This is a genomic window from Rhodanobacteraceae bacterium (assembly GCA_016713135.1).
Classification (GTDB): Bacteria; Pseudomonadota; Gammaproteobacteria; order Xanthomonadales; family SZUA-5; genus JADKFD01.
In genome coordinates, this window is sequence record JADJPR010000016.1 from 127118 (window position 1) to 150955 (window position 23838).

At 70.1% G+C, this 23838-nt stretch carries 11 protein-coding genes and 1 pseudogene; 4 read left to right on the top strand and 8 right to left on the bottom strand.

All coding sequences use genetic code 11. From position 1 onward, the window contains the following. Positions 1–81: 81 nt before the first annotated feature. From IPK27_13445 to IPK27_13470, 6 genes are all read right to left on the bottom strand, one after another. Positions 82–3465 carry a DUF4132 domain-containing protein gene (locus IPK27_13445; protein ID MBK8068586.1) on the bottom strand — a complete coding sequence of 1128 codons (3384 nt, stop codon included), beginning with the start codon at positions 3463–3465 and terminating at the stop codon, positions 82–84. Continuing rightward, a complete protein-coding gene (locus tag IPK27_13450) occupies positions 3462–6494 on the bottom strand; it encodes a DUF4132 domain-containing protein (GenBank protein ID MBK8068587.1) in 3033 nt (1010 codons plus the stop codon). The genes IPK27_13445 and IPK27_13450 overlap by 4 nt, the downstream gene beginning before the upstream one ends. A gap of 81 nt (positions 6495–6575) precedes the next feature. After that, positions 6576–10409: a DUF4132 domain-containing protein gene (locus IPK27_13455; GenBank protein ID MBK8068588.1), complete on the bottom strand. Its 3834-nt coding sequence runs from the start codon at positions 10407–10409 to the stop codon at positions 6576–6578. 1678 nt (positions 10410–12087) lie between these two features. Continuing rightward, positions 12088–14340 carry a WGR domain-containing protein gene (locus IPK27_13460; GenBank protein MBK8068589.1) on the bottom strand — a complete coding sequence of 751 codons (2253 nt, stop codon included), beginning with the start codon at positions 14338–14340 and terminating at the stop codon, positions 12088–12090. A gap of 143 nt (positions 14341–14483) precedes the next feature. Then, entirely contained in the window at positions 14484–17342 is a 2859-nt protein-coding gene (locus IPK27_13465) for a hypothetical protein (GenBank protein ID MBK8068590.1), read from the bottom strand. 23 nt (positions 17343–17365) lie between these two features. Further along, positions 17366–18208: a hypothetical protein gene (locus IPK27_13470; protein MBK8068591.1), complete on the bottom strand. Its 843-nt coding sequence runs from the start codon at positions 18206–18208 to the stop codon at positions 17366–17368. A gap of 391 nt (positions 18209–18599) precedes the next feature. On the opposite strand from IPK27_13470, the gene IPK27_13475 reads away from it, so the two are divergent. The 3 genes from IPK27_13475 to IPK27_13485 all read left to right on the top strand — a co-directional run bounded on the left by IPK27_13475 (position 18600) and on the right by IPK27_13485 (position 21160). Continuing rightward, positions 18600–19529 (top strand): class I SAM-dependent methyltransferase, encoded by a 930-nt coding sequence (locus IPK27_13475; GenBank protein MBK8068592.1) that lies wholly within the window; start codon positions 18600–18602, stop codon positions 19527–19529. Between the two features lie 55 nt (positions 19530–19584). Next, positions 19585–20541: a hypothetical protein gene (locus IPK27_13480; GenBank protein MBK8068593.1), complete on the top strand. Its 957-nt coding sequence runs from the start codon at positions 19585–19587 to the stop codon at positions 20539–20541. Positions 20542–20791: 250 nt separating this feature from the next. Next, on the top strand, positions 20792–21160 hold the full coding sequence (locus IPK27_13485; GenBank protein ID MBK8068594.1) for a hypothetical protein: 369 nt from the start codon (positions 20792–20794) through the stop codon (positions 21158–21160). Between the two features lie 227 nt (positions 21161–21387). Here IPK27_13485 and IPK27_13490 read toward each other — a convergent pair whose 3' ends face one another. Together IPK27_13490 and IPK27_13495 are read right to left on the bottom strand one after the other, a co-directional pair. Then, on the bottom strand, positions 21388–21927 hold the full coding sequence (locus IPK27_13490; GenBank protein MBK8068595.1) for a methyltransferase domain-containing protein: 540 nt from the start codon (positions 21925–21927) through the stop codon (positions 21388–21390). 68 nt (positions 21928–21995) lie between these two features. Then, a pseudogene (locus IPK27_13495) lies at positions 21996–22968 on the bottom strand (glycosyltransferase family 2 protein). 369 nt (positions 22969–23337) lie between these two features. Here IPK27_13495 and IPK27_13500 point away from each other — a divergent pair. Further along, positions 23338–23718 carry a prepilin-type N-terminal cleavage/methylation domain-containing protein gene (locus IPK27_13500; GenBank protein MBK8068596.1) on the top strand — a complete coding sequence of 127 codons (381 nt, stop codon included), beginning with the start codon at positions 23338–23340 and terminating at the stop codon, positions 23716–23718. The last annotated feature ends 120 nt before the right edge of the window (positions 23719–23838 follow it).

Below are 23838 nucleotides of genomic sequence, written 5' to 3' on the forward strand. Positions count from 1 at the left end.
CTCCGTGCCCTCGTGCCTTCGTGCCCTCGTGCCCTCGCAGAAGGCCTTCGTGGCCTCCGGTCAGCTTCGCCATTCCCGCCATCACGCCACCTCCGTCAGTCGTTCCACGTCGCGCAGCACTTCGCTGACCTGCACCGGGTGCAGGCTGTGCCAGGGCGTGCCTGCATCATCGCCGAAGACGCGCGCGCGGCGCAGTTGCAGCTTGCCGAGGGTCTGCACCGGCTCGGCCAGCGGTTCGCGCGGGTCGCAGCCCGGCCCGAACGACAACTCCGCTGCGTGCTCTCCTAGCGCCCGGCGCAGCGCGGCGAAGTGCTGGTACTCGCCGTCCCGGCGCCAGCCGCGCGATTCCAGGCCGAGCAGGCTGCCGCTGGCGACCCGGCGTCCGCTGAAACGCTGCAGTGTGTCGCCCGCGGCTTCCGCCGGATCCAGTCGCCAGACCTCGCGGCCGAGCTGCGGGAACGGCTGCAGGATCTCGTAGTCGGCGAACTGTCCAAAGGCCATGGCAGCGGCCGGGTCCAGTTCGCAAGGATGCGCCAGGCCGATCTCGTCGCCGTCCGCGAGCGTCAGCAGGCTATCGCTGGCATCCGCGAAGCTGCCGTCCTCGGCGACGCGCAGGCAGCGCTGCGGACGATCGTCCACGTACACCGCCCACAGCAGCCGGCGCGCGAGGTGGCGCAGCAACGGATGGCGCACGATCAGGGTCTGCCACTCGCCGGCGTTCCAGCGCCTTCGCGTGCACATGGCCTGTTCCAGCCGCGCGATCTGCAGGCTGGCGAGCGCGCGCGCACTGGCCTTGAGGCTCTTCCACTGCGCGCTCGCCAGCGAGGCGAGGGCGGCATCGTCGCCGCGACTTGGTTTCGGCAGCTCGCGCAGGCGCTTGCCGTCGCCGTCGCGGACGTAGGGCGCCAAGGCCTCGTCGAAGCCGACCGTGAACTGGCGCGGCCCGAAGTCCAGGCGCAGCGAGCCGTCGGCGTCGAGGCCGAGGTCGGGCACCAGGCGGTCGTCGAGTTGCTCGCGGCTGAGTTCGCGCGCCTGGGCGATTGCCGCGATCTTCGCCTCGGCGCGGCGCTGCAGCCCGCCCACCTTGCGCTGCTGGGCGAGGCCGTTCAGGTGCATCAGCGCGACATCGCTGGCGATCGCGGCGAGCACTTCGAGGCCCGCCAGCGCGCGCGCCAGTTCGCCCGCACGCGACCATTCGCGCAGCCGCCGCGCAAGGCGTGTGGCGCAGTCGTCGTCGCCGAGGTGCGCGAGCGCGTGGAAGGCCCAAGTGTCCTTGCCGGGCGCGGCGCCGGCGTGCCAGGCCTCGAACAAGGCCCAGGCGAAAGCGCCGAGGCTGGCCGGACGGCACAGTGCGCGCAGGCGGTCGAGGCCGGCGTAGCGCTGCTCCAGGGTAGAGATCGCGAGCATCTCGCCGATCGCATCGAGCGCCTCGGGCGGCAGCGCGCGGCCGTCGAGCAGCTGCGGGCGCGGCCATGCGACCGGCGTCCAGAAGGCTGGCATCTGCGGAATCCGCAGGGGCGCAAGTTGCATCGGGTCGAAGGCGCGCAGCTGCGCCAGCGCGGCCGCCCCGGCCGTACCGTGCAGCGCCGCCGCCTGTTCCAGCGCCGCCGGGTCCTGCTCCAGCAGCCAGCGCAGCGCCGGCAGCGCATCAGCGCCGGCCTTGCGATCGGCGAGCTGCGGCAACAGCGTCGCCGCAGCCAGCGTGGCGTGCCGTTGCAACCAGGCCTGCGCCTGCAGGCGTGCGCCGCGCGCCTTGCCGCGCAGCGCGCGCGCCGCGCAGGTGGCCACGCGCGCGCTCGCCAGCGCTTGCGCCAGGCGCAGGCCGATCTCGGCGTGGCGATCCGGCAGCGCATCAAGGACCGGAATCGCGGCCTCGTCGAGCCAGGCGACCACGCCTTCGAGTCCGGGCGGCGACCATGTGGTCCAGCGGCGCGGATCGCGCAGCGCCAACAGCGCCACTGCTGTGGCGGGCGGCAGCACCAGCAGCGCGGCCGCCAGCGCGTCGTGGCTGCCGTCGACGTCCTCGGCCTGCAGTGCCGCGCCGGCGAGCGCGCGCGCCTGCGCCGCGGCGGCGACGCCGAGATGGGTGAGCAGCGCCGGCTCCAGCGGCCTGCCCTGCAACCAGGCGTGCCCGGCGAAGCGCTCGCGCACGCGCTGCGGTGTCTGCCCGTCGAGCCAGCGCTCGCGCTCGCCGGCGCGCCAGGCGAGCGTCGGCGGCGGTGCGTAGACCGGCAGCGCCGGCCAGGCCAGCGCGCGGCGGCCGCGCACGCGCCACGGCGGCGCGCGCAACCAGTCCGGCAAGTCCGCGAGCGCTGCTTCGGGCTGGGCGGATCCGCTGTCCGCCAGCTGCTCGAACAGTTCGCGCAGCGCGCCTTCGCTGCGCCCCTGGCAGGCGACGAGCGCGGCGGGCTGCGCACGTGCCAGCCACGCCAGCCAGTCGCGCAGCGCCGGCCGCGGCTGCGCCAACTGCGCCTGCGCGACCTCGCGCAAGGCAAACTCCGGCCAGGCCTGCGCGATCTCCTCGGCGTGCGGTCGCACCTCGCGATCTTCCAGGCGGGTCAGCAGCCAGCGCAGCGCGGCCGGGGAATCGTGCGCGCGGATCAGGTCGAGGATCGCGCGCCGGCCCGCCGCATCCTGCTGCTGCGGCAGCGCCGCGATCGCAAAGTCGAGCGCGTCCGCCAGTTCGCAGCGCACCGCGTTCAGCAGCGCGATCCGCCAGTGGCCCGCAGAGGTCAGGAATCCGAGGCGGGCGTGCACCTTGCGCGCCTGCGGCCCATCCAGGCGGCAACCGGCCAGCAGGGCGGCGCGTGTGATGTCGGCGTCGGAGCCGTCGAGCGCGGCGCGCACCAGCGCCGCCTCGCCCGGCAACAAGTGCGCGGCGAGGGTGGCCGCGTGCCCGCGCAGCCCGGCAGCCGCCACTTCCGCGAGCAGCGCCTGGTATTCCGCCTCAGGCAATGCGGCGATGCGCTCGCGCAGCTCGTCGAAGCCGCAGGCGGGATAGCAGTGCAGTGGCAGGTCTGCCGGTGCCAGTGCGGCGACCGCGGCGAGCACCTGGCGGGTCGCGAAGACGACCCCATGAGCGGCCGCCGCCAGTTGCCACAGCGTATGCGGCCGCGGAGCTTCCTTGCGCCCGTAGAGCTCGATCGCCACCAGCAGCGCGCGCAGCGCGCCCTGCCAGGCGCTCTCGTCGGCCTCGCGCGCCAGCGCCGCCGCATCGATCAGGCTGACGCGGGTCGCGCCGATTTCGCGATAGCGCGGGATCGCTGCGTGGCGATACGCGATCTCCGATTCCAGGTCGCTGCGCTGCAGGACGGTCTGCGCCGCTTCGAACTGCGCGAGGCACTGCTGCGCATCGAGTGCGACCGGCGCCGTCAGCGGCTCGCCGCGCCACACCGGCAGCGCGCGTTTCCAGGCCGGTGTCCACAGGAAGTGGCCCGGCGGCTGCGGCTCGCCCGCTGCGATCATGCCAGCACCGCCAGCCGGTCGACCTCGCGCAGCAACTCGCTGGCCAGCACCGGATCGAGCGCACCCCAGTTCGCCGGGCCTTCGAGTTCCAGCGTCTCCAGCGTCTGCACCGGCTCCGATTTCGCATCGCCGAGCCAGGCGCCGGGCGCGAAGGGCAGGCGCACGCGGACGCCATCGCCGAGCGCGCGCACCGCCTGCGTGTGGCGGCCGCTCTCGATGGTCAGCTCGTCCTTCGCCCAGCCGCGCGACTCGAGGCCGAGCAGGCTGCCGATCGCGACCTTGCGGCCGGCGAAACGGTCGATCGCGGTCGCCGCACGTTCGGCTTCCGCCAGGGTGTACACCTCGCGACCGAGCTGCACGAAGGGCTGTGCGATCTCGTAGTCGGCGAAGATCCGGGCGAAGGCGGCGAGCTCGTCGGCCGCAAGTTCCAGCGGATGGGCGAGGCCGACCACGGCGTTGTCGGGAAGCGTCAGCAGCGCGTCGCGTGCGTCGGCCAGGCTCAGGTCCTCGGCGACGCGGAAGCCGCGCACCGCCGCGCCATCGGCGTACTCCGCCCACAGCAGCCGGCGCGCGAGGTGACGCAGCAGCGGATGCTCGACGAAGCAGGCGCGGAACTCGCCCGCGCGCCAGCGGCGGCGCAGCACCATCGCCTCCTCGAGCCGCCGCAGTTGCTGGCCGGCAAGCGTGCGCGCGTCCTTCTTCAGTGCCTTCCAGCGCGCCACCGCGTCCGCGGCGAGCGCGGCATCGTCGGATTTCGCTGGCGTCGGCAGGTCCTTGAGCAGGGCGCCCGTGGCATCGCGCAGCTGCGGCTGCAGATGCTCGTCGAAGCCGACCTTGAACTGGCGCGGACCGAAGTCCAGCAGCAGTGTGCCGTGCTCGTCGAGGCCAAGATCCGGCACCAGCCGGTCGGCCAATTGCGCACTGGACAGGCCGCGCACCTGCGCCAGCTGTTCCAGCTTCGCTTGCGCCTTGGCCTGCAGCGGCTTGCTCTTGACCTTCTGGGCGATGCCATGCAGCTGCATCAGCGCGATGTCCGAGCCGAGCGCGGCGAGCACGTCGAGGCCGGACGCCGCGCGCGCGCTGGCGCCCTCGCTCGGCCAGACGCGAATCAGCTTCGCCAGCCGCCGCGCGCACTCGTCGTCGCCGAGGTGCGCGAGGGCGCCGAAGGCCCACTTTTCCTTCGACGGCGCGCCGGCGCTGTCCCAGGCCTCGAACAGCGCCCAGGCGAAGGCGCCGAGGCTCGCCGGCGTGCACAGCGCGCGCACGCGGTCGAGGCCGGGGTAGCGCGGTTCCAGCGGCGAGAAGGCAAGCATCTCGGCGATCACCTCGAGCGCCTGCGCCGGCAGCGCGCGGCCGTCGGCCAGCAGCGGTGGCGGCAGCGCGCTGGCCTGGAAGAGATCCGGCAGCTTCGGTGCCTTGGCCGGTGCACCGTCGGCGCTCGCCGCGCCCTTGCGGCCGCGCCAGGCGGGCGCGCGCAGCCACTCCGGCAGCTCCGCGAGGGGGACCTGCGGGCGCTCCGCCGGCAGGCTCTGTTGCAGGCGTTCGAGCAGCGGTCGAATGGCCGCGTCCGCCTGCGCGCAGGCCGCGGCCAGCGCCGCGCGCTGTGCCAGCACGAAGCGCTGCAGCCAGTCGCGCAGCGGCTTGTCCTCGTGGGTGACCAGGCGCTCGGCGGCGAGCCGGATCGCGGCCTGCGGCCAGGCGTGGGCGAAGGGATCCAGCTGCGCGCGCACCAGCGGATCGTCGCTGCGCCCGAGCAAGGCGGCGAGAGCGGCGAGGCTGTCGTGTGCGCGCACCACCTCGAGCGCCGCGCGCCTCCAGTCCTGCGCGCCTTGGCGGCCATAGCCATCCAGCGCAATCTCGGCCGCCTGCGGATGGCGCAGCCGCGCCAGGTTCAGGTGCAACACACGCCAGGTGGTCCAACGGTGGTCATATCCGGCCGTGCTGGTGTACACGCGCCGCGCCTGCGCCTCGTCGAGGTGACAGGCCATCAGCAGACTGGCCTCGCTGCCGGCGGTGGTTGCCGGCAGGGCCTCGACCGCTGGCGTGACCAGCTCTGCCTCGGTCGGGAACAGCCAGGCCATGAGGCCACCGACCACACCACCCGCAGCCGCCGCGACCGCTTCCTCGCGCAGCGTCGCGTAGCTCGCGTCATCGAGCGTGGCGATGCGCACGCGCAGTTCGTCGAGCCCCCAGCGCGGCAGGTCGTCGGCCGCTATCCACGCGCGCCCGGCGAGCGCGGCGCGCAAGGCCGCGAGCGTGAACGGCCAGCCGTGCAGCACCGCGCACAACTGCCAAAGCGCTTGCGCATCGGTCATCGCGCTGCGCTCGACGTGGCTGGAGCTGAACTCGATCAGCAGGCGCAGCAGCGCGGTCCAGTGCGCCAGGTCGCTGCACTGCGCCAGCCGGGCCGGGTCGAAGGTGGTGGCATCCAGCGCCACGCCGGCGTGTTTGCTGTACTGCTGCAGCGAAAACTGCGCGGATTTGCTGGCCTGGCTGGCAGCGACGCGTCGGGTGAAGTCGGCGATAACCGTCTCGCGCTGCAGCGGCGGCGGGGCGACGAAGTCTTCGCCGCGCCATGGCGGCAGCGCCTTGCGCCAGGCTGGCGTCCACAGGAATTTGCCGGGGGGCTGAGGCTCGGGGCCGGCGTCAGGGGTTGGTGTTGGTGTTGGTGTTGGTGTTGGTGTTGGTGTTGGTGTTGGTGTTGGTGTTGGTGTTGGTGTTGGTGCTGGTGCTAGTGCTGGTGTTGGTGTGCGTGTTGGTGCTGGTGTTGGAACAGGTGCTGGTGTTGGTGTTGGAACAGAAGCAGGTGCCGCGGCCGCAGCCGTGCCCACCTCCGCATAGCCCTTGCCGGTCTTCTCGCGGATCAGCTTGTCCGCTTCGGCCTGTGCCGCGGCAGCGCTGGCGCAGGCCTTGTCCTTGGCCTGCCCCTGGGTGCCGATGCGCCCATAGCGCACGCGCAGCACGCTGCCTTCGACCGCGACTTCCCAAAACTTGCTGGATGTTCCATCCACGCATTCGAATCGACGCATGCAAGGCTCTCGTTGAGGAAAAGGTCAGGCGCAGGTGGGCCGGACTACGGCTCGCCGCCTTTGCCACTTACTACTCACCACTCACCGCTTCTCGGCCAGCCGCTGGATATCGCGCAGCACCTCACTGGCCAGCACGGGATGCAACTCGCCCCAGCGGCGGCGCGCGCTGTCGTCCCAGCTGCCGGGGCGGCGCAGGGACAGCGATTCGATGGTCTGGACGGGCTCGGTCTTCGGATCGCCGATGATGTGGCCCGGGTTGACCACCAGGCAGGCTTCGAACTCCGGCCCGAGCGGGCGCAGGTAGGTGTTGACCCAGCCGCCGTCGCCGCTGTCCTCGCGCTGCCAGCCGCGCGCATCAAGGCCGAACAGGCTGGCGGTGACCACCTTGCGGCCGGCGAAGCGTGCCAGTTCGAAGGACTGCTGCTCCTCGGCGTCCAGGCGCCAGGTCTCGCGTCCGAGCTGTGCGAAGGGCTGCAGGATCTCGTAATCGGCGAAGATCTGGCCGAAGGCGGCGGCATCGGCAGGGGCCAGTTCCAGCGGGTGCACCAGAGCGATCTGCGCCTCATCAGCGAGCACCAGCAGGTCGTCGTTTGCGTCCGCGTAGCTCAGGTCCTCGGCGACCCGGAAACACTGCGCGGGAATGCCGTCCTCGCAGCGCACCCACAGCAGGCGGCGCACCAGGTGGCGCAGCAGCGGGTGTTCCACGAAGAACTGGCGGAACTCCACGGCATTCCAGCGGCGGCGGCGCACCATCGCATCCTCCAGCCGTGCGAGCTGCTGGCTGGCGAGCGTCCGCGCGTCCTTCTTCAGCGCCTTGAAGCGCGCCACCGCGGCCTCGGCGAGCGCGGTGTCATCCGACTTCAGCGGCGCCGGCAGGTCCTTGAGCACGGCGCCGCTGACATCGCGCACCTGCGGCTTGAGATGCTCGTCGAAGCCGACATTGAACTGGCGCGGGCCAAAATCCAGCCGCAGCGTGCCGCTTTCGTCCAGACCCAGGTCCGGCACCAGGCGATCGGCCAGTTCCTCCGGCGACAGCCCACGCACGAGCGCCAACTGTTCCAGCTTCGCCCGCGCCTTTTCCTGCAGCGGCTTGCTCTTGACCCGCTGCGCGATGCCGTGCAGCAACATCAGCGCCAGGTCCGACTCCATCGCGGCCAGCACGTCCAGGCCGTTGGCCGCGCGTCCGCTGGCGCCCTCGCTGGGCCAGCCGCGGATCAGCTTCGCCAACCGCCGCGCGCACTCGTCGTCCCCCAGGTGGGCCAGCGCGGAGAACGCCCAGGCCTCCTTGGCCGGCGCACCCGCGGTCAGCCAGGCCTGGAACAAGTCCCAGGCGAAGGCGCCGAGGCTCTCTGGCGTGCACAGCGCACGCAGGGCATCCAGGCCGGCGTAGCGCGGCTCCAGGGGCGTGAACGCGAGCATTTCGCCGATCGCATCCAGGACCGCCGGCGGCAGCAGCCGGCCATCGCACAGGACCGGGCGCGCGTAGCTGGCCGGCAGCCAGAACGGCGGCAGTTTCGGCAGGCGCGCGGGCGCAAGGTCCAGCGGGTCGAAGGCTCGCAGCGCGGCCAGCGCGGCGTGGCCGGCGGCACCGTAGCCCGCGGCGGCTGCCTCGACGGCCGCCTCGCGCCCGTTGGCCAGCAGCCAGCGCAGCGCGAATCCCGCGTCTTCGCCGCCCTTGCGCTCCGCCAGCAGCGGCAACAGCGCATCGGCGGCCACCGCGGCATGGCGCAGCAGCCAGGTCTGCGCCAGCGCCTTCGATTTCTTCGAGGTACGCAATGCATTCGCGGCCGCCGCCGCCACCCGTGCACTGGCAAGCGGCTGCGCCAGTTGCAAACCGCGCTCCAGCGATTGCGCCGGGAAGTCCTCGACCACCCGCGCGGCGAGGCCATCGAGCCAGGCCACCACCGACTCCAGTTGCGAAGTCTCCATGTGGTACCAGGGGTCCGGTCCCCAGGCCCACAACAGCGAACGCGCGGCCAGCGGCGGCAGCAGCATCAACACCGGCGAGGCCAGCGTGCGCTTGCCCCCGAGTGCGCCGGCCGGCAGGCGCTCGCCCGCCAGCGCCTGCGCGTGCAACGCGTCCGGCACGCCGAACAGGCGCAGCGTGGCGGCGAGCAGCGCGTCGCCGTCCAGACCCTGCAGTTCGGCAAAACGTGCGTTGACGCGCATGCTGGCGGGACTGAAGCTGCCCTGCCAGCGCGCGCGCTCGCCCTCCTGCCAGTCGAAATGTGGGGCGACCTCGTGCGCGACCAGCGCCGGATACGCGGTCGCCGGCCTGCGCTTGCGTGCGCGCCACGGCGGGCTGCGCAGCCAGTCGGGCAGGTCCGCTTCGGGCGCCTGCGTGCGCTCGCTGCCGAGCTTGCCGGCGACCGCATCGAGCAGCGGCCGGATGGGCTCAGCGGCGCTCGCCTGCGCTGCCGCCAGCGCCGCGCGCTGGCTCGCGGCGAAGCGTTCCAGCCATTCGCGCAGTCCGGCATCGGCGCCCGCGAGCACACGCTCCGCCGCCAGGCGGATCGCCAGACGCGGCCAGGTGTGCGCGAAGGGATCGAGCTGCAACCGCGCATCCTTGTCGCCGAAGCGCTCGACCAGCGCCGCGAGTGCCTCGACGCTGTCGTGCGCCCGCGCGAGCTCGAAATAGCCGCGCCGCTGCTCCTGGTAGTGATCCTGCTGCGCACGCTTGAGCGCCAGCGACAGTGTGAGGGATGCCGGCACGCCCAGCCGCACCATGTTGAGCAGCAGCTCGCGCGCCGAATCGTAGCGCAGCCAGATGCGGCCAAAGCCCTGAAGCAAACCCGCGAGCTGCGCCTGGGTCATGCGGCAGCCGGTGAGAAACTGCGGGCGCGCCCCATGGCTGGTCGCGTTCTCTCCCAAGCGCGCCAGCGCCAGTTCGAGCGGCGCCGGCTCATCCGGAAGGAGGTAGGCGCAGAGCGAGGCCAGCAACCCGCTGCGTGGCGCCTGCACTTCGACAATCGCCAGGATCCGCGCATATGCATCCGCGTCTGCGGCGGCGCAGCGCGAACGCAGTTCCGGCAGGCCGCCATAGTCGACCAAGCTGTCATGTGTGAGCGCGATCTGTCCCGAGGCCTGCACCGCATCGAGCATCACCGCCAGCGCGAACGGCAGGCCGTGCGCCGCGCCGGCCAGGCGCCAGACCATGCGCGCAGTCAGCACATCGGCATGGTACTGGCGCGAGGACAGGATCACCCGGCTGCATAGCGCGCTCCAGTCCTCCAGGACCGGCGCCCCCTCAAGCCACTCGACCGGCAGTCTGAACAGCTCATCGAGGCGCGACGCGCCCAGCATTTGCCAGATGGTCGGACTGTTCGCCAACCGCGCGCGCGCCTTCGCCAGACCCTCGCGGTACTCGGCCAGGCAGGCTTCCAGCACCAGCGGCGACGGCTGCGGCACCGCCTCCACACTGCGCCAGGCCGGCAGCAACCGGCGCCAGTGCGGCGTCCACAGGAACTGGCCGGGCGGGTGGGGTTCGGGTGTGGGTGTGGGTGTGGGTGTGGGTGTTGGTGTTGGTGTTGGTGTTGGTGTTGGTGCTGGTGCTGGTGCTGGTGTTGGAGCTGGTGCTGGTGTCGTTGGAGCTGGTGCTGGTGTCGTTGGAGCTGGTGCTGGTGTCGTTGGAGCTGGTGCCGGTGTCGTTGATTGAGCCACTGGCGCGATGCGCGCGGCCGAGGCTGGCAGCGCGGCGGCGGCGGCGGCGGGGCCGACCTCGACATAACCCTTCCCGGTCTTCTCCCGGATCAGCCTGTCGTATTCCGCCTGCGCCTTGGCGGCGCTGGCGTGGGTCTTGGTCTGGGTTTGGCCCTGGGTGCCGATGCGGCCATAGCGCACGCTCAGGGCATCGCCCGCCAGCGCGACTTCCCAGAACTTGCTGGACCCACCCTCCACGAACTCGAATCGACGCACGCAGGACTCACTCCGCACAAGGGAAACATCCGACACGGCGTAGCGCCCCAGCGCGCCAGCCGCCTTTGCCACTCACCACTGACCACTCACCACTCACCGCTCTTCCGCCAGCCGGTCGATGTCGCGCAGCACCTCGCTGGCGAGGATCGGGTCCAGTTCGCCCCAGCGGCGGCGGCCATCATCGCCCCAGGTGTTGGGGCGGCGCAGCACCAGCGCGCCGAGTTTCTGTTTCGGCTCATAGCTGATGTCGCCGACCACGGTGCCAGGGTCGAGGTCGAGTTCCACCTCCAGGTCCGCGCCCAGGCGCCGGGTGAACCAGCCGATCCAGCCGCCGTCCTGGGCGTCGCCACGTCGCCAAAGACGGTTCTCGAGACCGAACACGCTGCCGGTGGCGACCTGCTTGTCCTTGAACCGCGCCAGTTCGACACTGCCCTGCTCGTCGGGAGTGAGTCGGTACACCTCGCGCCCGAGTTGCGCGAAGGGCTGCAGGATCTCGTAGTCGGCGAAGATCTGGCCGAAGGCGGCGGCATCGGCCGACGCCAGCTCCAGCGGATGCACCAAGCCGATCTGCGCATCGTCGGCGAGCGTCAGCAGGTCGTCGTTGGCATCGGCATAGGACAGGTCCTCGGCCACCCGCAGGCAGCGCTGCGGGCTGCCGTCTACGAACTCCGCCCACAGCAGCCGCCGCGCCAGGTGGCGCACCAGCGGGTGCTCGACGAAGAACTGGCGGAATTCGATGGCGCTCCAGCGGCGGCGCTGCGCCATCGCCAGTTCCAGCCGCAGGATCTGCTGGCTGGCGAGCGTGCGCGCGTCCTTCTTCAGCGCCTTCCAGCGCTCGCTGGCGTCCTCGGCCAGCGCCGCGTCGTCGGACTTGTTCGGCTTCGGCAAATCTTTCAGCGGGGCGCCGCTGGCATCGCGCGCATAGGGCTTCAGCGCCTCGTCGAAGCCCACCGTGAACTGGCGCGGGCCGAAATCCAGCAGCAGCGTGCCGGCCTCGTCCAGGCCCAGGTCCGGCACCAGGCGATCGGCCAGTTCCTCGGCCGACAGGCCACGCGCTTCCGCGAGCAAATCGATCTTTGCGCGCGCCTTTTCCTGCAGGCCCTTGAACTTGACCTTCTGCGCGATGCCGTTGAGATGCATCAGCGCGACATCGCTGCCGATCGCGGCAAGGATGTCGAGGCCGGTGACCGCCCGCGCATGCCCGCCCTCGCCCGGCCAGGCGCGGATCAGCAGCGCGAGCTTGCGCGCGCACTCGTCGTCGCCCAGGTGGGCCAGCGCGGTGAATGCCCAGCCCTCCTTGCTCGGCGCGCCGGCGACCAGCCAGGACTGGAACAGATCCCAGGCGAAGCCGCCCAGGCTGGCCGGCCGGCACAGATCGCGCAATCGGTCCAGGCCCGCGTAACGTTGGTCCGCGGGCGAGAAGGCGAGCATCTCGCCGATCGCATCGCAGGCGGCCAGCGGCACAGCCTGGCCATCCCGCAGCAGCGGGCGGGTGTAGCCGGCAGGCACCCAGAAGGATGGCAGCTTCGGGATCTTCTGCGGCGCCAGGCTCATCGGGTCGAAGTCGCGCAACTGCTGCAGCGCGGCGCGGCCATCGGCGGCATAACCCTCGGCGGCGGCGACCACCGCCGCCTCGCGTCCGTTGGCCAGCAACCAGCGCAGCGCAAAGCTGGCGTCGTCACCGTGCTTGCGGTCCCCCAGCTGCGGCAGCAGGGCGTCGGCGGCGAGCTGCGCGTGGCGCAGCAGCCAGGCCTGGGCCGGCGCCTTGGCCTTCTTCGAAGTGCGCAGCGCGTTCGCCGCGACATTGGCGATGCGCGCGCTGGCCAGCGGCAGCGCCAGTTGCAGGCCGCGCTCGGCGCTGCGTTCGGCGAAGGCTTCCAGCGCCGGGACGGCAGTGGCGTCCAGCCAGGCGATCACCGCGTCCAGCTTCGAATCGCCCCACTCGCTCCATTCGCGCGGGTCCTTGGCCTCCAGCACTGCACGCGCCGCCACCGGCGGCAGCAGCATCAACATCCCCGGTTCCGCCCAGCGCTGGGCCGTGAGGTCCGCGCCCGACAATCGCTCGCCGGCCAGTGCCTTCGCATGCGCGCCATCGCGCACCCCAAGCACGCCGAGCGTGCCGCGCACCAGCTTGTCGCCGGTCTGGCCTTTCAGTTGCTGGTGCCAGAGCCCCGCGCGCACGCTCTCCGGCGAGCGCCCGCCCAGCCAGCGCGCGCGCTCGCCGTCCTGCCCAGGCCAGGCAGGGGACGATGTCGTGCGGGACGATCTTCGGGAATGGCACCGCCGTGGCGCGCCGCTTGTCGCGCCAGGGCGGTGCACGCAACCACTCGGGCAGGGAATCGACCGGCGCTTCCGGCGCCGCCGCCGACTGCCGTGCGGCCAGCGAGTCGAGCAGCGGCCGGATGACCACGCTGGCGCGCGCGCGGGCCGCGGCGAGCGCCTGCGCATGCGCATTGGCGAAGCGTTCCAGCCATTCGCGCAGCGGCTTGTGGCCGCTGGCGACCAGGCGCTCGGCAGCCAGCCGGATGGCCAGCTCCGGCCATAGCCGCGCAAAAGCGTCAGCCACCGGGCGTGCGTCCTTGTCGTCCAGCCGCGCGAGCAACTCACCCAGTGCTTCGACGCTGTCGTGGGCGCGCACGATGTCGTAGCTGGCGCGCCGCTGGTCGGTCGAGGTGTAGGCTCCGGCGGCGAGCCGGAGGGTCAGCATCAGCGCCTGCGGCAGATGCTGGCGCTGGCGCGCGAGATTCAGCATCAGCAGGCGCACCGAATCGAAAACGAGGTAATGCTGGGCCACGCATGCATCGACCAGCGCCTGCGCCTGCTCCGGCGTCAGCAAGCAGCCGGCGAGCATCGCAATGTCACCGCTGGATGCAGCCTTGCCGAGGTGCGCGAGTGCCGCTGTGACCGCGTCTTGCTCGGTGGGCATGAGGCAGGCTGCCAGCACTGCCGGCAACTCACCGCGCTGCGCGTGCGCCAGGGCGATCTCGCGCAGCGTCGCGTACTCGGATTCCGGCGCCGCGGCGATGCGCGCGCGAAGCTCGTCGACACCGGCGACGCGCCCCAGGGTCCAGCTGTTGACGGCGTTGCGCGGGGCCGCCTGCAGGCCTTCAAGCAGCGAATCCAGTGCGAAATAAAGCCCGTGCGCGGCAGCCGCCACCTGCCACACCTGCGCGATCTCCACGGTCTCGTGGTCGCTGTGCGTGATCTGGCCAGCGACGGCAGCCTGCTTGACCATATCCACCCAGACCTCACGATCCGGCGGCGAGGTGAACAAGGACGGCGGCAACTCGAAACTGGGAAGTTCGAGGTTCATCCCCAACGACGCCAACAGCCGCTTGAACGAGATATCCCAGTTGCGCCGGGCGTATTTGCGCGCGGCCTCCATGCGGCCACGCAGGTCGGCCAGACATGCGGCGAGGTCCAGGGGTGCCGGCGCACCCACCGCCTCTCCGCGCCAGACCGGCAGCAGCTTGCGCCAGTGCGGCGTCCACAGGAACTGGCCTGGGGGTTGGGGTTCGGCCTCTGGCTCTGCCGCCGGAGGTGTTGGTGCTGGTGTTGGTGTTGGTGCTGGTGCTGGTGTTGGTGCTGGTGTTGGTGCTGGTGTTGGAGTTGGTGCTGAGGCTGCTGGCGCTGGGGCCGCCGTCGGCGTGGCGGTCACCACTGGCGCCGCAATCGTCGCAGGCGCCGCCTTCGGCGCCACCGGCGCCAGGGTGGCCGCGCCGGTCACGGCGACCTCGACATAGCCCTTGCCGGTCTTCTCGCGTACCAGCTTGTCGTGCTCGGCCTGCGCCTTGGCGGCGCTGGCGAAGGCCTTGGTCTGCACCTGGCCCTGGGTGCCGATGCGGCCGTAACGCACGGTCAGCGCATCGCCCGCGACCTCCACTTCCCAGAACTTGCTGGAACTACCCTCGACGAACTCGAAACGACGCATGCACCGTGCCCGCTGTCCGATGGATGCGACGAGCATAGTGCCAGCGCACCGGGCGAGTGCAAGTTGGTTACAACGCCGCGCACACAAAAAAGGCGCGGACCCTGCGGCCCGCGCCTCTGGTTCAACTCACCCGGAGTAGGCGCTTACTGGCAGCGTTGCACCCGGATGTTGTCGATCGACCAACCGTTCGGGGCGGTCGCCGCGGTGTTGCTGTCGCTGGTTGCGCGGAAGCGCAGCTGGATGTTCTGCCCGGCGAATCCGGAGAGATCGACGATGTTGCGCGCAGGCAGCAACTGCGCCGTGTCCTCGAAGCCGCTGAGGAAGGAGAACGGCTGCACCGTCAGATGACACCAGCCGCCACGACCGGCCAGCGGCGCGCCGTCGCTGATGGTGCCAACGTAGGGATCGGTGAACATGCGCGAGTCGTCGAGATAGGTCCAGTTGGAACCGCCATCGGTGCTGACCTCGAGCGAGCCCGCATCCCAGCAACCGGCGGGACCGTCGATCTCGAAGTTGTGGTGGGTGTCGTAGGACAGGGTCACGTCGGTGGCACCACCGGGGATCGCGATGACCGGCGACACCAGCTGGCGATCGCTGGTCACGGTGTTGTTCGGCACGCGCCAGACCATGGTCGACATGCGCGTACCGGCGACCGCCGCCTGCCGCGACCAGGCCGTGCCGCCCGTGCCCGCGGTGGTCCAGCCGTTGGTGCCCGTTTCCACGTCATCGGAGAACACCACCACGCGCGACTGGCCGGCGCCACAGACGCCCGCGGTGCCGGTCACGAAGCTGCGCGCCGCGCTGAACGTACCATCACCGCAATAGTTGCTGGTGCGCACGCGCCAGTAGTAGGTGCGGGTCGGGTCCAGAGTCACGCTCGGGGTCCATTGCGTGGTGGTCAACGTGGCGCTGGCGATCACATTGGCGAAGGCCGGGTCGTCCGCGATCTGCACGAAGTAAGCGAGCGCGCCCGGAGAGGTGTCCCAGCTCAGCGCTGGACGCTGGCTGACATTGCTCGCGGCGTTGGCCGGCGACGACAGCGCCGGTGCCGCGGCCGGCGCCGACGACAGGCCGAAACTGACCGGCACGCTGCGGACGAGTGCGCCGCTGGTACCGATCAGGCTGAGCTCGTACTCGCCCGACGGCAGAGCGGCGCCGTTGGTCAGGGTGAACACGGTGGCAGCCGGTGCCGTCGCGTTGGCCGGCGAGAACGTGGCGGTGGAACCGACCGGCGTGCCAGTCGCGCTGAACACCACATTGCCGTTGAATCCGAACAGGGCGCCCGCGCGCAGATTCCAACTGGGATCGGTGGTCGTGGTCATGGCGCACTGTTCGATGCGCTTGGGCGAATCCGACACCACGGAGAAATTGGGCTCGCCGCATCCATCCAGGACGAAGGAACAGATGCGGGTCTGGTAAGACCCGGACGAGGTGCTGGGATACCATTCATTGGTGTGCCAGAAGGTGCAGTCGTCGCTCGGATCCACGCTCATCGACGAGTAGTCGCCCCAGCGCCCGGAGGTGCTGGTCTGCGAGCCGGTGGTCGGCGGTGTGCAGGCGGTCTCGTCGCGCAGCACGCCAGGCGCATCGCCGAGCTTGCGCGAGGTCAGCATGATCGTGGGATTCGTCGTGCTGCTTGAGCGGGTGTAACCGACACCGATGTTGCCGTTCTTGTCGATCGCCACGCTGCCCATCCAGCGCGAGCTGGTGTCCGGGGCGAAAGTGCCTTCATCGACGATCGACTTGGTCATCGCGGCCGGCGTGCCGGCGCCCTGCTGGAGGTCGAACTGCACCCACTTGATCGCCCCCTGGTCCGCCGGGCCCAGCACGTGGTGGTTGATCACCAGAGCGGTGGTGAACGGCGCGCCGGCCGGGAAGGTGCGCGCGGCAGCGCGGAACATGATGTTCGAGCCGAAGCCGTCGAGCCTCTGGGCAGTGCCGGCCTGCGGCACCTGGGCAAAGTTCGGGCGGAAGGTGGAACCGGAAAGCACCCGTTGTGGCGTGTTCGTGATCGTGCTGCTGCCGGGTGTCGTCCAGTTCAGGCACAGGTCCCAGAACAGATAACTGGAGTCGGCCTCATCGAAGTGAACGAAAGTCGGGCACGCACCCGTGGGCGCCTTGAGCTGGCCGTCCAGGTGGATCGGCTGGGTGCCGTAGGCGTTGAAGCCGGAGAAGCGAACCACGCCGGCCGGCTGGCCTGCCAGCATCTTGTCGCGCTCCATCGCCACGAAGCTGGCGCCCTGGAAGGTCAGCGGGCTGCCACTGAAATCATGCGTGACCATCAGGTAGGCGTTCTGCGTGCCGCCCTCGTCGGTCCACACACCGATGTGCGGGTAGTCGCCGAAAATCGGCGAGGTGAACTCGTAGCGGTGGTAGGCGCCGAGCGGATCGCTGGTGGCGGATACCGCGACGCACTGCTTGAACGGCGCGCGGGTGACGAACTGGCTCATGACCCAACGTTCCGCAGTGTCATCCCAGATCGCCAGGGGATCGCCGGCGTTGGTGTTCTGGCAGTCGCCACCAAAGCCGTTCCAGAAGGAGTTGCCGGCCACGGTCAGACCGATCTGGGTGCCGGTGGTCTTGTTGAAGATGCCCCAACTGGTGTTGATCCACTGGATGTAGTGTGTCGGGCTGACGTCGCCATTGGTGTCCGGCGGCATGCCGTTGGCGCCGTTGCCCACACCGAGGCCATTGAACGAGGCGATTGTCGGCGGCGTCACTTCGCGCGAGGCTTCGGTCTGGTACTTCGGTGCGCGCAGGACACCGAATCCAGGCGCGAGTGCCGGGCGCTCAGCTTGCGGCGCCTTCAGGAACTGGTTCTCGATCAGCGGCAGGCTCTCGGCCGAGCGGCTCTGCACCGGGCCAATGTCGGCGATGATCTCGCGCAAGGGACGCGAAGTGTCGTTGCGCACCGAATAACTGATCTCCATGCGGATCTCGCCGGCGTGCGCGCCGGATACCGCGAGCAGCGCAAGCGCTGCAAACCTGATCTTGCCCCTCATTCCCCGTCCTCTCTTCACGATGATCACTCCAGTGATGTCGACTGCCCGGTCGCCAGTGCGAGGCGGCGCAGGTGGTCGCGCAGGAACTCCCGCGAGGTCGCGGGCAATTGCGTCAATTCCAGGGCTTGATGCGCTGCAACGCGCTCGCGCTCCGGATCGATGTTGCGGATGGCCAGCAGTGCCGACTCGACGACGGCCGCGCTGTCGCATGCGACCAGCCGCTCCAGCAGGTCGATGTCCACCTTCAGCGCGTCGTCCCGCACCAGTTGCAGTGCCAGCGAGACCAGTTCGCCGGGCCCGGGCTGTACCTGCTGGTATCCGTCGAGCGGCGCCTCGGCAAGGATCCGCTGCACCGCGTCCGCCAGATACGCCCGCGAGTAGCTTGCGACGTTCGCGGACGCCACGCGCAACAGTGCGGCGCGCGCGGTTGGATGGCCGTCGCGATTGTCGATCAGCGTCTTGACCGCGCGCACCAGGGCTGGGTCGCCGCTGCGGGCGAGATCGCCGATCAGGGCCAGCTCGGCCGCATGGAAGTTCTGCACCTGGGAATCGCGGCTGGCCAGTCCGGCGATGACACGATCGAGGAAGGTCGGCGATTTCAGCGCGTCACCATCCAGCGGGTGCAGCAGGACGTCGCGCAGGCTTTCGGAGTCGATGAACAGCGCCGGCTGCAACCCCGGCCAGTCGATCAGCCGGGGGCCGTCGGTGTCGACCAGGACTTCCTTGCGGAAGCGCGGGTTGCGCAGATAGGCGGTGTAGGCGAACAGGTAGCGATGCTCGGTGCTGAGCAAGGCGGCGAGCCAGTCCGGGCCGCGGACCAGGACTTCGGCGGGGACCTCGTCGGGGCCGCGGATGCCAGCTGACATCGATGAAGCGATAGCGGCCATCAGGCAGGCGACCGGCGAATGCGCCGACAACCACCTGGGTGCGTGGGGACTGCAGGACCTTGGAAGGCGGGTCCACCGGCGGCGCGGGCAAGGGCGTACCCGCCAGACCAGCGACGAGGAGTCCGGCCAGCACCCACGATTTCAAGCCAAGCTGCAGCAATGCGCCGAATCCTCGCCCTGCGCATGGCAAGCCACGGCGCTCGGCAGTGTGCGGGACACAGCAGGCTGGGGCCTGAGGGTCGCCGGGAAAAGGGGCACAAGTCTAGCGCTTTTCGTCAGTTTCCGCCCGCAGGCGTCGACGGAGATCTTCAGCCGCAGACGACGCCACGCGTGATAGAACTGGCGCCCCGCTCAGCCACTGGATATTCCCATGCGCAAAACGCTGCTCGCCTCGCTGCTGACCCTCACGCTGGCCGCCTGCCAACCCGCCGAGACGCCGAAGGACACCTCCGCGCCGGCGCCGGCGCCCGCCGCGGAACCAGCCACCACGCCGCCACCGCCACCCGCCGGCAATCCCTCCGATGCCTTTGCCGCGAAGCTGGACCAGATGATCGCCGGTGCGCACCGCAGTGACGGAAACAAGGCGCGCGATGCCTACCGTCACCCGAAGGAGACCCTGGGCTTCTTCGGCCTGGGCCCGGGCCAGACGGTGGTCGAGATCACGCCCGGCGGCGGCTGGTACACCGAGATCCTGGCGCCGACCCTGATGAACGACGGCCGCTACGTTGCCGCAGTCATCGATCCCGCCAGCGTGGCCAGCGAGGGCGCCAAGGCCTACTACACCAAGAACAACCAGGCTTTCCGCGACAAGCTGGCCGCCCACCCGGAACTCTACGGTCAGGCCGAGATTGTCGAGATCTCGATGGCCTCACCCAGCTTCGGCGCCGACAACTCCGCGGACCTGGTGGTGACCTTCCGCAATGTGCACAACTGGGTGGGCCAGGACGCCACCCAACCGATGTTCGATGGCTTTTTCAAGGTACTGAAGCCGGGCGGCGTGCTCGGCGTGGTCGAGCACCGCGCCAAGGCCGACGAGACCCGCGAACTCAAGGAGGTGGCGAAGACCGGTTACTTCCCGGAATCCGCGGTGATCGAGATGGCCACCAAGGCCGGCTTCCAGCTCGCCGACAAGAGCGAAATCAACGCCAACCCGAATGACACCAAGGACCATCCGAATGGCGTGTGGACCCTGCCGCCCAGCCTGAACATGAAGGATGTGGCGGAAGCGGATCAGGCGAAGTATCCGGCGATCGGCGAGTCCGACCGCATGACCCTGAAGTTCGTCAAGCCGGCGGGATGAGAGACCTGCCAGGGCAGCGCGCCGCGTGCTGCCCTGGCCCCCTGCATCGCCGCGCGTGCCCCTGCCGGTCCGTCGGGCTGTCGCCGGCTGCGCGCTTGGGGCAAAATGCGCAACCAGCCTGCCGGCCGCGTCCGGCGCCTGCCTGGCGGACGCGGCGGACCGGACTGCCCGGCGCCGGGCCCGGCGCTCCGGCAACGCGGACGATACCGGCCAGACGCCCGTGCTCCTGAGTACCGAACCGGGGTTGACGAGAAGATCAAATCGCCCGATCACGCGCTGGCGCGCCGCCGGCATCCACCTTGGGTTCAGTATCCTGGTCGCCATCGCGGTGACCGCGTTGATTTTGCTGGTGTGGTACCCCGGGCTCTACTACAAGGCCTCCGGCGCCGACCACCTGTTCGTCGTCCTGATGTCGGTCGACGTCGTCGCCGGCCCCTTGCTGACGTTGATCCTCTACCGCCACGGCAAACCCGGCCTCATGTTCGACCTGGCCACCATCCTGGTGTTGCAGCTGGCTGCACTGGCCTATGGGCTGTCGGTCATCGTCGGTTCGCGCCCGGTGTTCCTGGTCGGTGCGCTGGATCGCTTCGTCGTTGTCGCGGCGAACCAGATCGACCCGGCCGAGATTCCGACCGACCCGGCCAGCCCATACCGCGAGCTCTCGCTGACCGGACCGCGTCTGGTCGGCTTCGCCCTGCCGGAGGATGTGGAAGCCCGCAATCAGGCCATGTTCGACGAAATCGCCGGCAAGCAGGCCGAAATGCGCCCGCGCTTCTACCGCCCCTTCGCGGAGAGCACTGCGAAGCTGCTGGCCAGCGCGCGCACGCTCGATCAACTGCTCGCGCGGCCGGCGCCGGACGGCACTGCTGTGCGCGTCTGGATCGAAGGCTCGGGTCGGCGCCCCGCAGAGCTTCGCTGGTTGCCCCTGCAGGCGCGCAAGCGCGACATGGTGATGCTCATCGACGCGCAAACCGCGCAGCCGGTCGGCATGCTCGAAATCGCCCCCTGGTGATGGCCGGCCTTCAGCCCGGCTGCTGCGGGGCGACGCGAGCCACGCTGCCGCAAACAACAGCGCTTCACCAAGGATCAGCGCCAGCCTGAAGGTCACCGCAGCCGTGACGACCAGGGCCGCCCCGGCGACTGCCGGCAGCATCTGGGTGAGGACACTCTCGCGCACGCCGACACCACCCGGCGCACCAATCACGAGGTAGCCGGCGACCCAGGAAAGGCAGGCCGCCGGCAGCAGTTGCCAGGCGAGACGAATGTCACCGGCCAGCCAGGCGAGGGCCGCGCAGGTCAGCCCGAAGTACAACGCAGTACAGCCGATCGTCGCCAGGACGTGCATGATCGCCGCTGGCCGCCGGGTCTGGTGGAAGGCGAGGGCGGTCGCCGCCAACAGCAGCAGCACACCGGCCAGGGGCAGCGGCGCATGCTGCAGCCATGGCGCCGGCAGCGCCGACTCATCCGATCCGGCGCCGATCAGCGCGCATCCGATCAGGATCATCGACTCCAGCGTGGTCGCCCACAGCAGTTGCGCATGGCTGAGGCCGGCGTTGCGGCCCAGCCAGTGGCGTGCGCCGAAGTGTGCGACGTTGCCGGGGAGGTACTTGGCCGGCTGGCTGAGCGCGTAGGCGCGCATCGCAGCGAGCGTGTCGCTGCCGGGATTCAGCGCGCAGGAGCAGCGCCCAGCCGATCGCCAGAGCACATGCCGCCAGCGTGCACGCCAGCGTGGCCAGGCCGAATGCCGTCCAGCCGGGCCAGCGCGCCTCCGCGCCGCGATGCTCCAGCAGCAGGCCGTGCGCCATCCAGGCGCAGCCGGCAGCCGCCATTAGGAGTCCTGCCCGCTTGAGCCAGCGGACTAGCGGACCCGGCACAGCGCCATGGTCCATGGCAGCGGATAGCGCGTCGCCACCACCGTGGTGCGCGCGCGCAGCAGGCGCAGGAATGCCCCCGCGGACCAGTGGTTCACGTGCCCCGGCGTGTTGCCCAGGTCGCGCAGGTAACGCCCGCGGCAGAGGTTCAGGATGCGCCAGAGCGGCTCGCGCGGCACGCTCACCAGCAGCCAGGGATTGGCCATCCCGATGAGCTGGTCGAGGGCGCGTTCCGGGTCCGGGATGTGCTCCAGCACCTCGCAGCACACTAGCAGCGGTGCGCGCGTGCCGCGTTTCGCCAGTTCGTCGACATCCGCCCGCGCGTAGCTGATCGCCAGGCCCGCCGCAGCCGCCCGCCGGTGCGCTTCGTCGACTGCGGCGTCGGCGATGTCGAACCCGCGCACCGCGAAGCCGGCGCGCAGCAGCCGTTGGCACAGCTCGCCCTCGCCGCATCCGACCTCGATCGCGCTGCGTTCCGGCTGTGCCAGCGCCAGCGCCAGGAATGCGTCGAGGAAGCCGCCGACCATCCAGCGCGCGATCGGGTTGCGCGTGTGGTACTTGTCGTAGTGATTGCCCGCCGGCTGGTGCACGTCGCTCACCGCGCGGCGTCCTTTCCAGCTACCTCGCGCTGCGCTTGCTCGAGCCGCCGCAGGCGCCACTCGATGCGCTCCAGCAGACGCCGGTTGACTGAGATGAGATCGGCGAGGAAGCCCAGGATGAAGGTGATCAGGCCGATCGTCACGCAGGCGGCCGCCAGGATGACCGATTGCACATGCCCTTCGCCAAAGCCCATTGCCTTCAGGATCAGGTAGCGGATACCGGCGATCAGGCCGATACCGGTGAAGGCCAGGCTCACCATCCAGAAAAAGGTCAATGCGCGATAGGTGGCGAAAATCCGCACGATCGTGCCCAGCGACTTGCTGATGTAGTCGGCGACGCCGCGCACCAGGCGCGAGGGCCGCAGGTCGCGGTTGGTGCGGATCGGCACCGACAGCACCCGGATATTGCTGCGCCCCGCCTGGATCAGGGTTTCCACGGTGTAGGTGTAGGTGTTGAACACGTTCAGTCGCATCGCCACGTCGCGGGTCATCGCCCGGAAGCCACTCGGGGCATCGGCGACATCGGTGCCCGACGCCATCCGGACGACCAGGCTGCCGAGCCGCTGCAGACGCTTCTTCAGCCAGGAAAAATGCGCGGTCTGCTCGATCGGCCGGGCGCCCACCACCAGGTCCGCCTTGCCGTCGATGATCGGCGCCACCAGTCGCTCGATGTCGCGCGCGTCGTACTGGTTGTCCGCATCGGTGTTGACCACGATGTCCGCGCCGGCGCTGATCGCATGCTCGAGGCCGGTCATGAACGCCGCCGCGAGCCCGCGGTTGGTCGGGTGGATCACCACATGGTCCACCCCGTGCGCGCGCGCGGTGCCCGCGGTGTCGTCGTGCGACCCGTCGTCGATCACCAACCACTCCACACTGTCGCATCCGGCGACCGCTGCGCGGCAAGTCGGCGAGCGTGACCGGCAGGGTCTCCGCCTCGTTGAAGCAGGGGATCTGGATGATCAACTTCACGCACGCACCGCCCGCAGGGAAAGCGCTAGCGTACACCGGCGGGCGTGGCGCGGCGCGGCTCCAACTGGAGGGCTTCCAGCCGGCTGCGCGCCGATCCGCGACACAAAGTGACCCTGAGCGGCAAATCAAACCCGCCGGCGTGTGGTCGAATAGCCGCGCTGCGGCTTGCCCGCTATCGGGCCAGCCCACAGCACGTTTGATAATTGCGACGGAATTGGTCTATAGCACGGCCAGTGGCACGGGGATTGCATCCGTCGCAATGCGGACTGAATGGCGTGGCTCCCGGAGTGAAAGGATTCGACTCCGCCCAAGTCTGATCGATCCGCTAACCAGCGTCCCATTGCAATCCCTTCGCGAGAGGAAAAAGTCATGTCGAAGATCCAGAAAGGTTTCACCCTGATCGAACTGATGATCGTGGTCGCGATCATCGCCATCCTGGCCGCCATCGCGCTGCCGGCCTACCAGGACTACACCATCCGCGCCCAGGTCGGTGAAGGCCCGATCAACGCCGCGGCGTTGAAGACCGCCATTGCCGAGTTCCGCGCCGACCGTGGCGGCTGGCCGACCAACAATGCTTCCGTCGGCATCACCAACACCGTCAGCGGCACCTATGTGGCCAGCATCGCCAACGCGTCAGGTCGCGCTCCTGATCACCTACGGCAACAACGCCAATACCGCGATCGCGGCCTCGACCATGACCCTCCGCGCCGCCGTGAACGCCAATGGCGACGTCTCCTGGGTCTGCGGTAATCGCGCTGCGCCAACCGGCTTCACCGTTGCGGGCAACCCGGCGACTGCCACGTCCGTGCTGGCCAAGTACCTCGCTGCGAACTGCCGCGCGTAAGCTGCATCCTGCGTCGCGCGAACGGC

Excerpts from the sequence above, each read along its gene's own strand:
- IPK27_13445 (MBK8068586.1), bottom strand. The coding sequence starts at position 3,465 with ATGATCGCAGCGGGCGAGCCGCAGCCGCCGGGCCACTTCCTGTGGACA.
- IPK27_13450 (MBK8068587.1), bottom strand. The coding sequence starts at position 6,494 with ATGCGTCGATTCGAATGCGTGGATGGAACATCCAGCAAGTTTTGGGAA.
- IPK27_13460 (MBK8068589.1), bottom strand. The coding sequence starts at position 14,340 with ATGCGTCGTTTCGAGTTCGTCGAGGGTAGTTCCAGCAAGTTCTGGGAA.
- IPK27_13465 (MBK8068590.1), bottom strand. The coding sequence starts at position 17,342 with ATGAGGGGCAAGATCAGGTTTGCAGCGCTTGCGCTGCTCGCGGTATCC.
- IPK27_13470 (MBK8068591.1), bottom strand. The coding sequence starts at position 18,208 with ATGTCAGCTGGCATCCGCGGCCCCGACGAGGTCCCCGCCGAAGTCCTG.
- IPK27_13475 (MBK8068592.1), top strand. The coding sequence starts at position 18,600 with ATGCGCAAAACGCTGCTCGCCTCGCTGCTGACCCTCACGCTGGCCGCC.
- IPK27_13485 (MBK8068594.1), top strand. The coding sequence starts at position 20,792 with ATGTCACCGGCCAGCCAGGCGAGGGCCGCGCAGGTCAGCCCGAAGTAC.
- IPK27_13490 (MBK8068595.1), bottom strand. The coding sequence starts at position 21,927 with ATGGTCGGCGGCTTCCTCGACGCATTCCTGGCGCTGGCGCTGGCACAG.
- IPK27_13500 (MBK8068596.1), top strand. The coding sequence starts at position 23,338 with ATGTCGAAGATCCAGAAAGGTTTCACCCTGATCGAACTGATGATCGTG.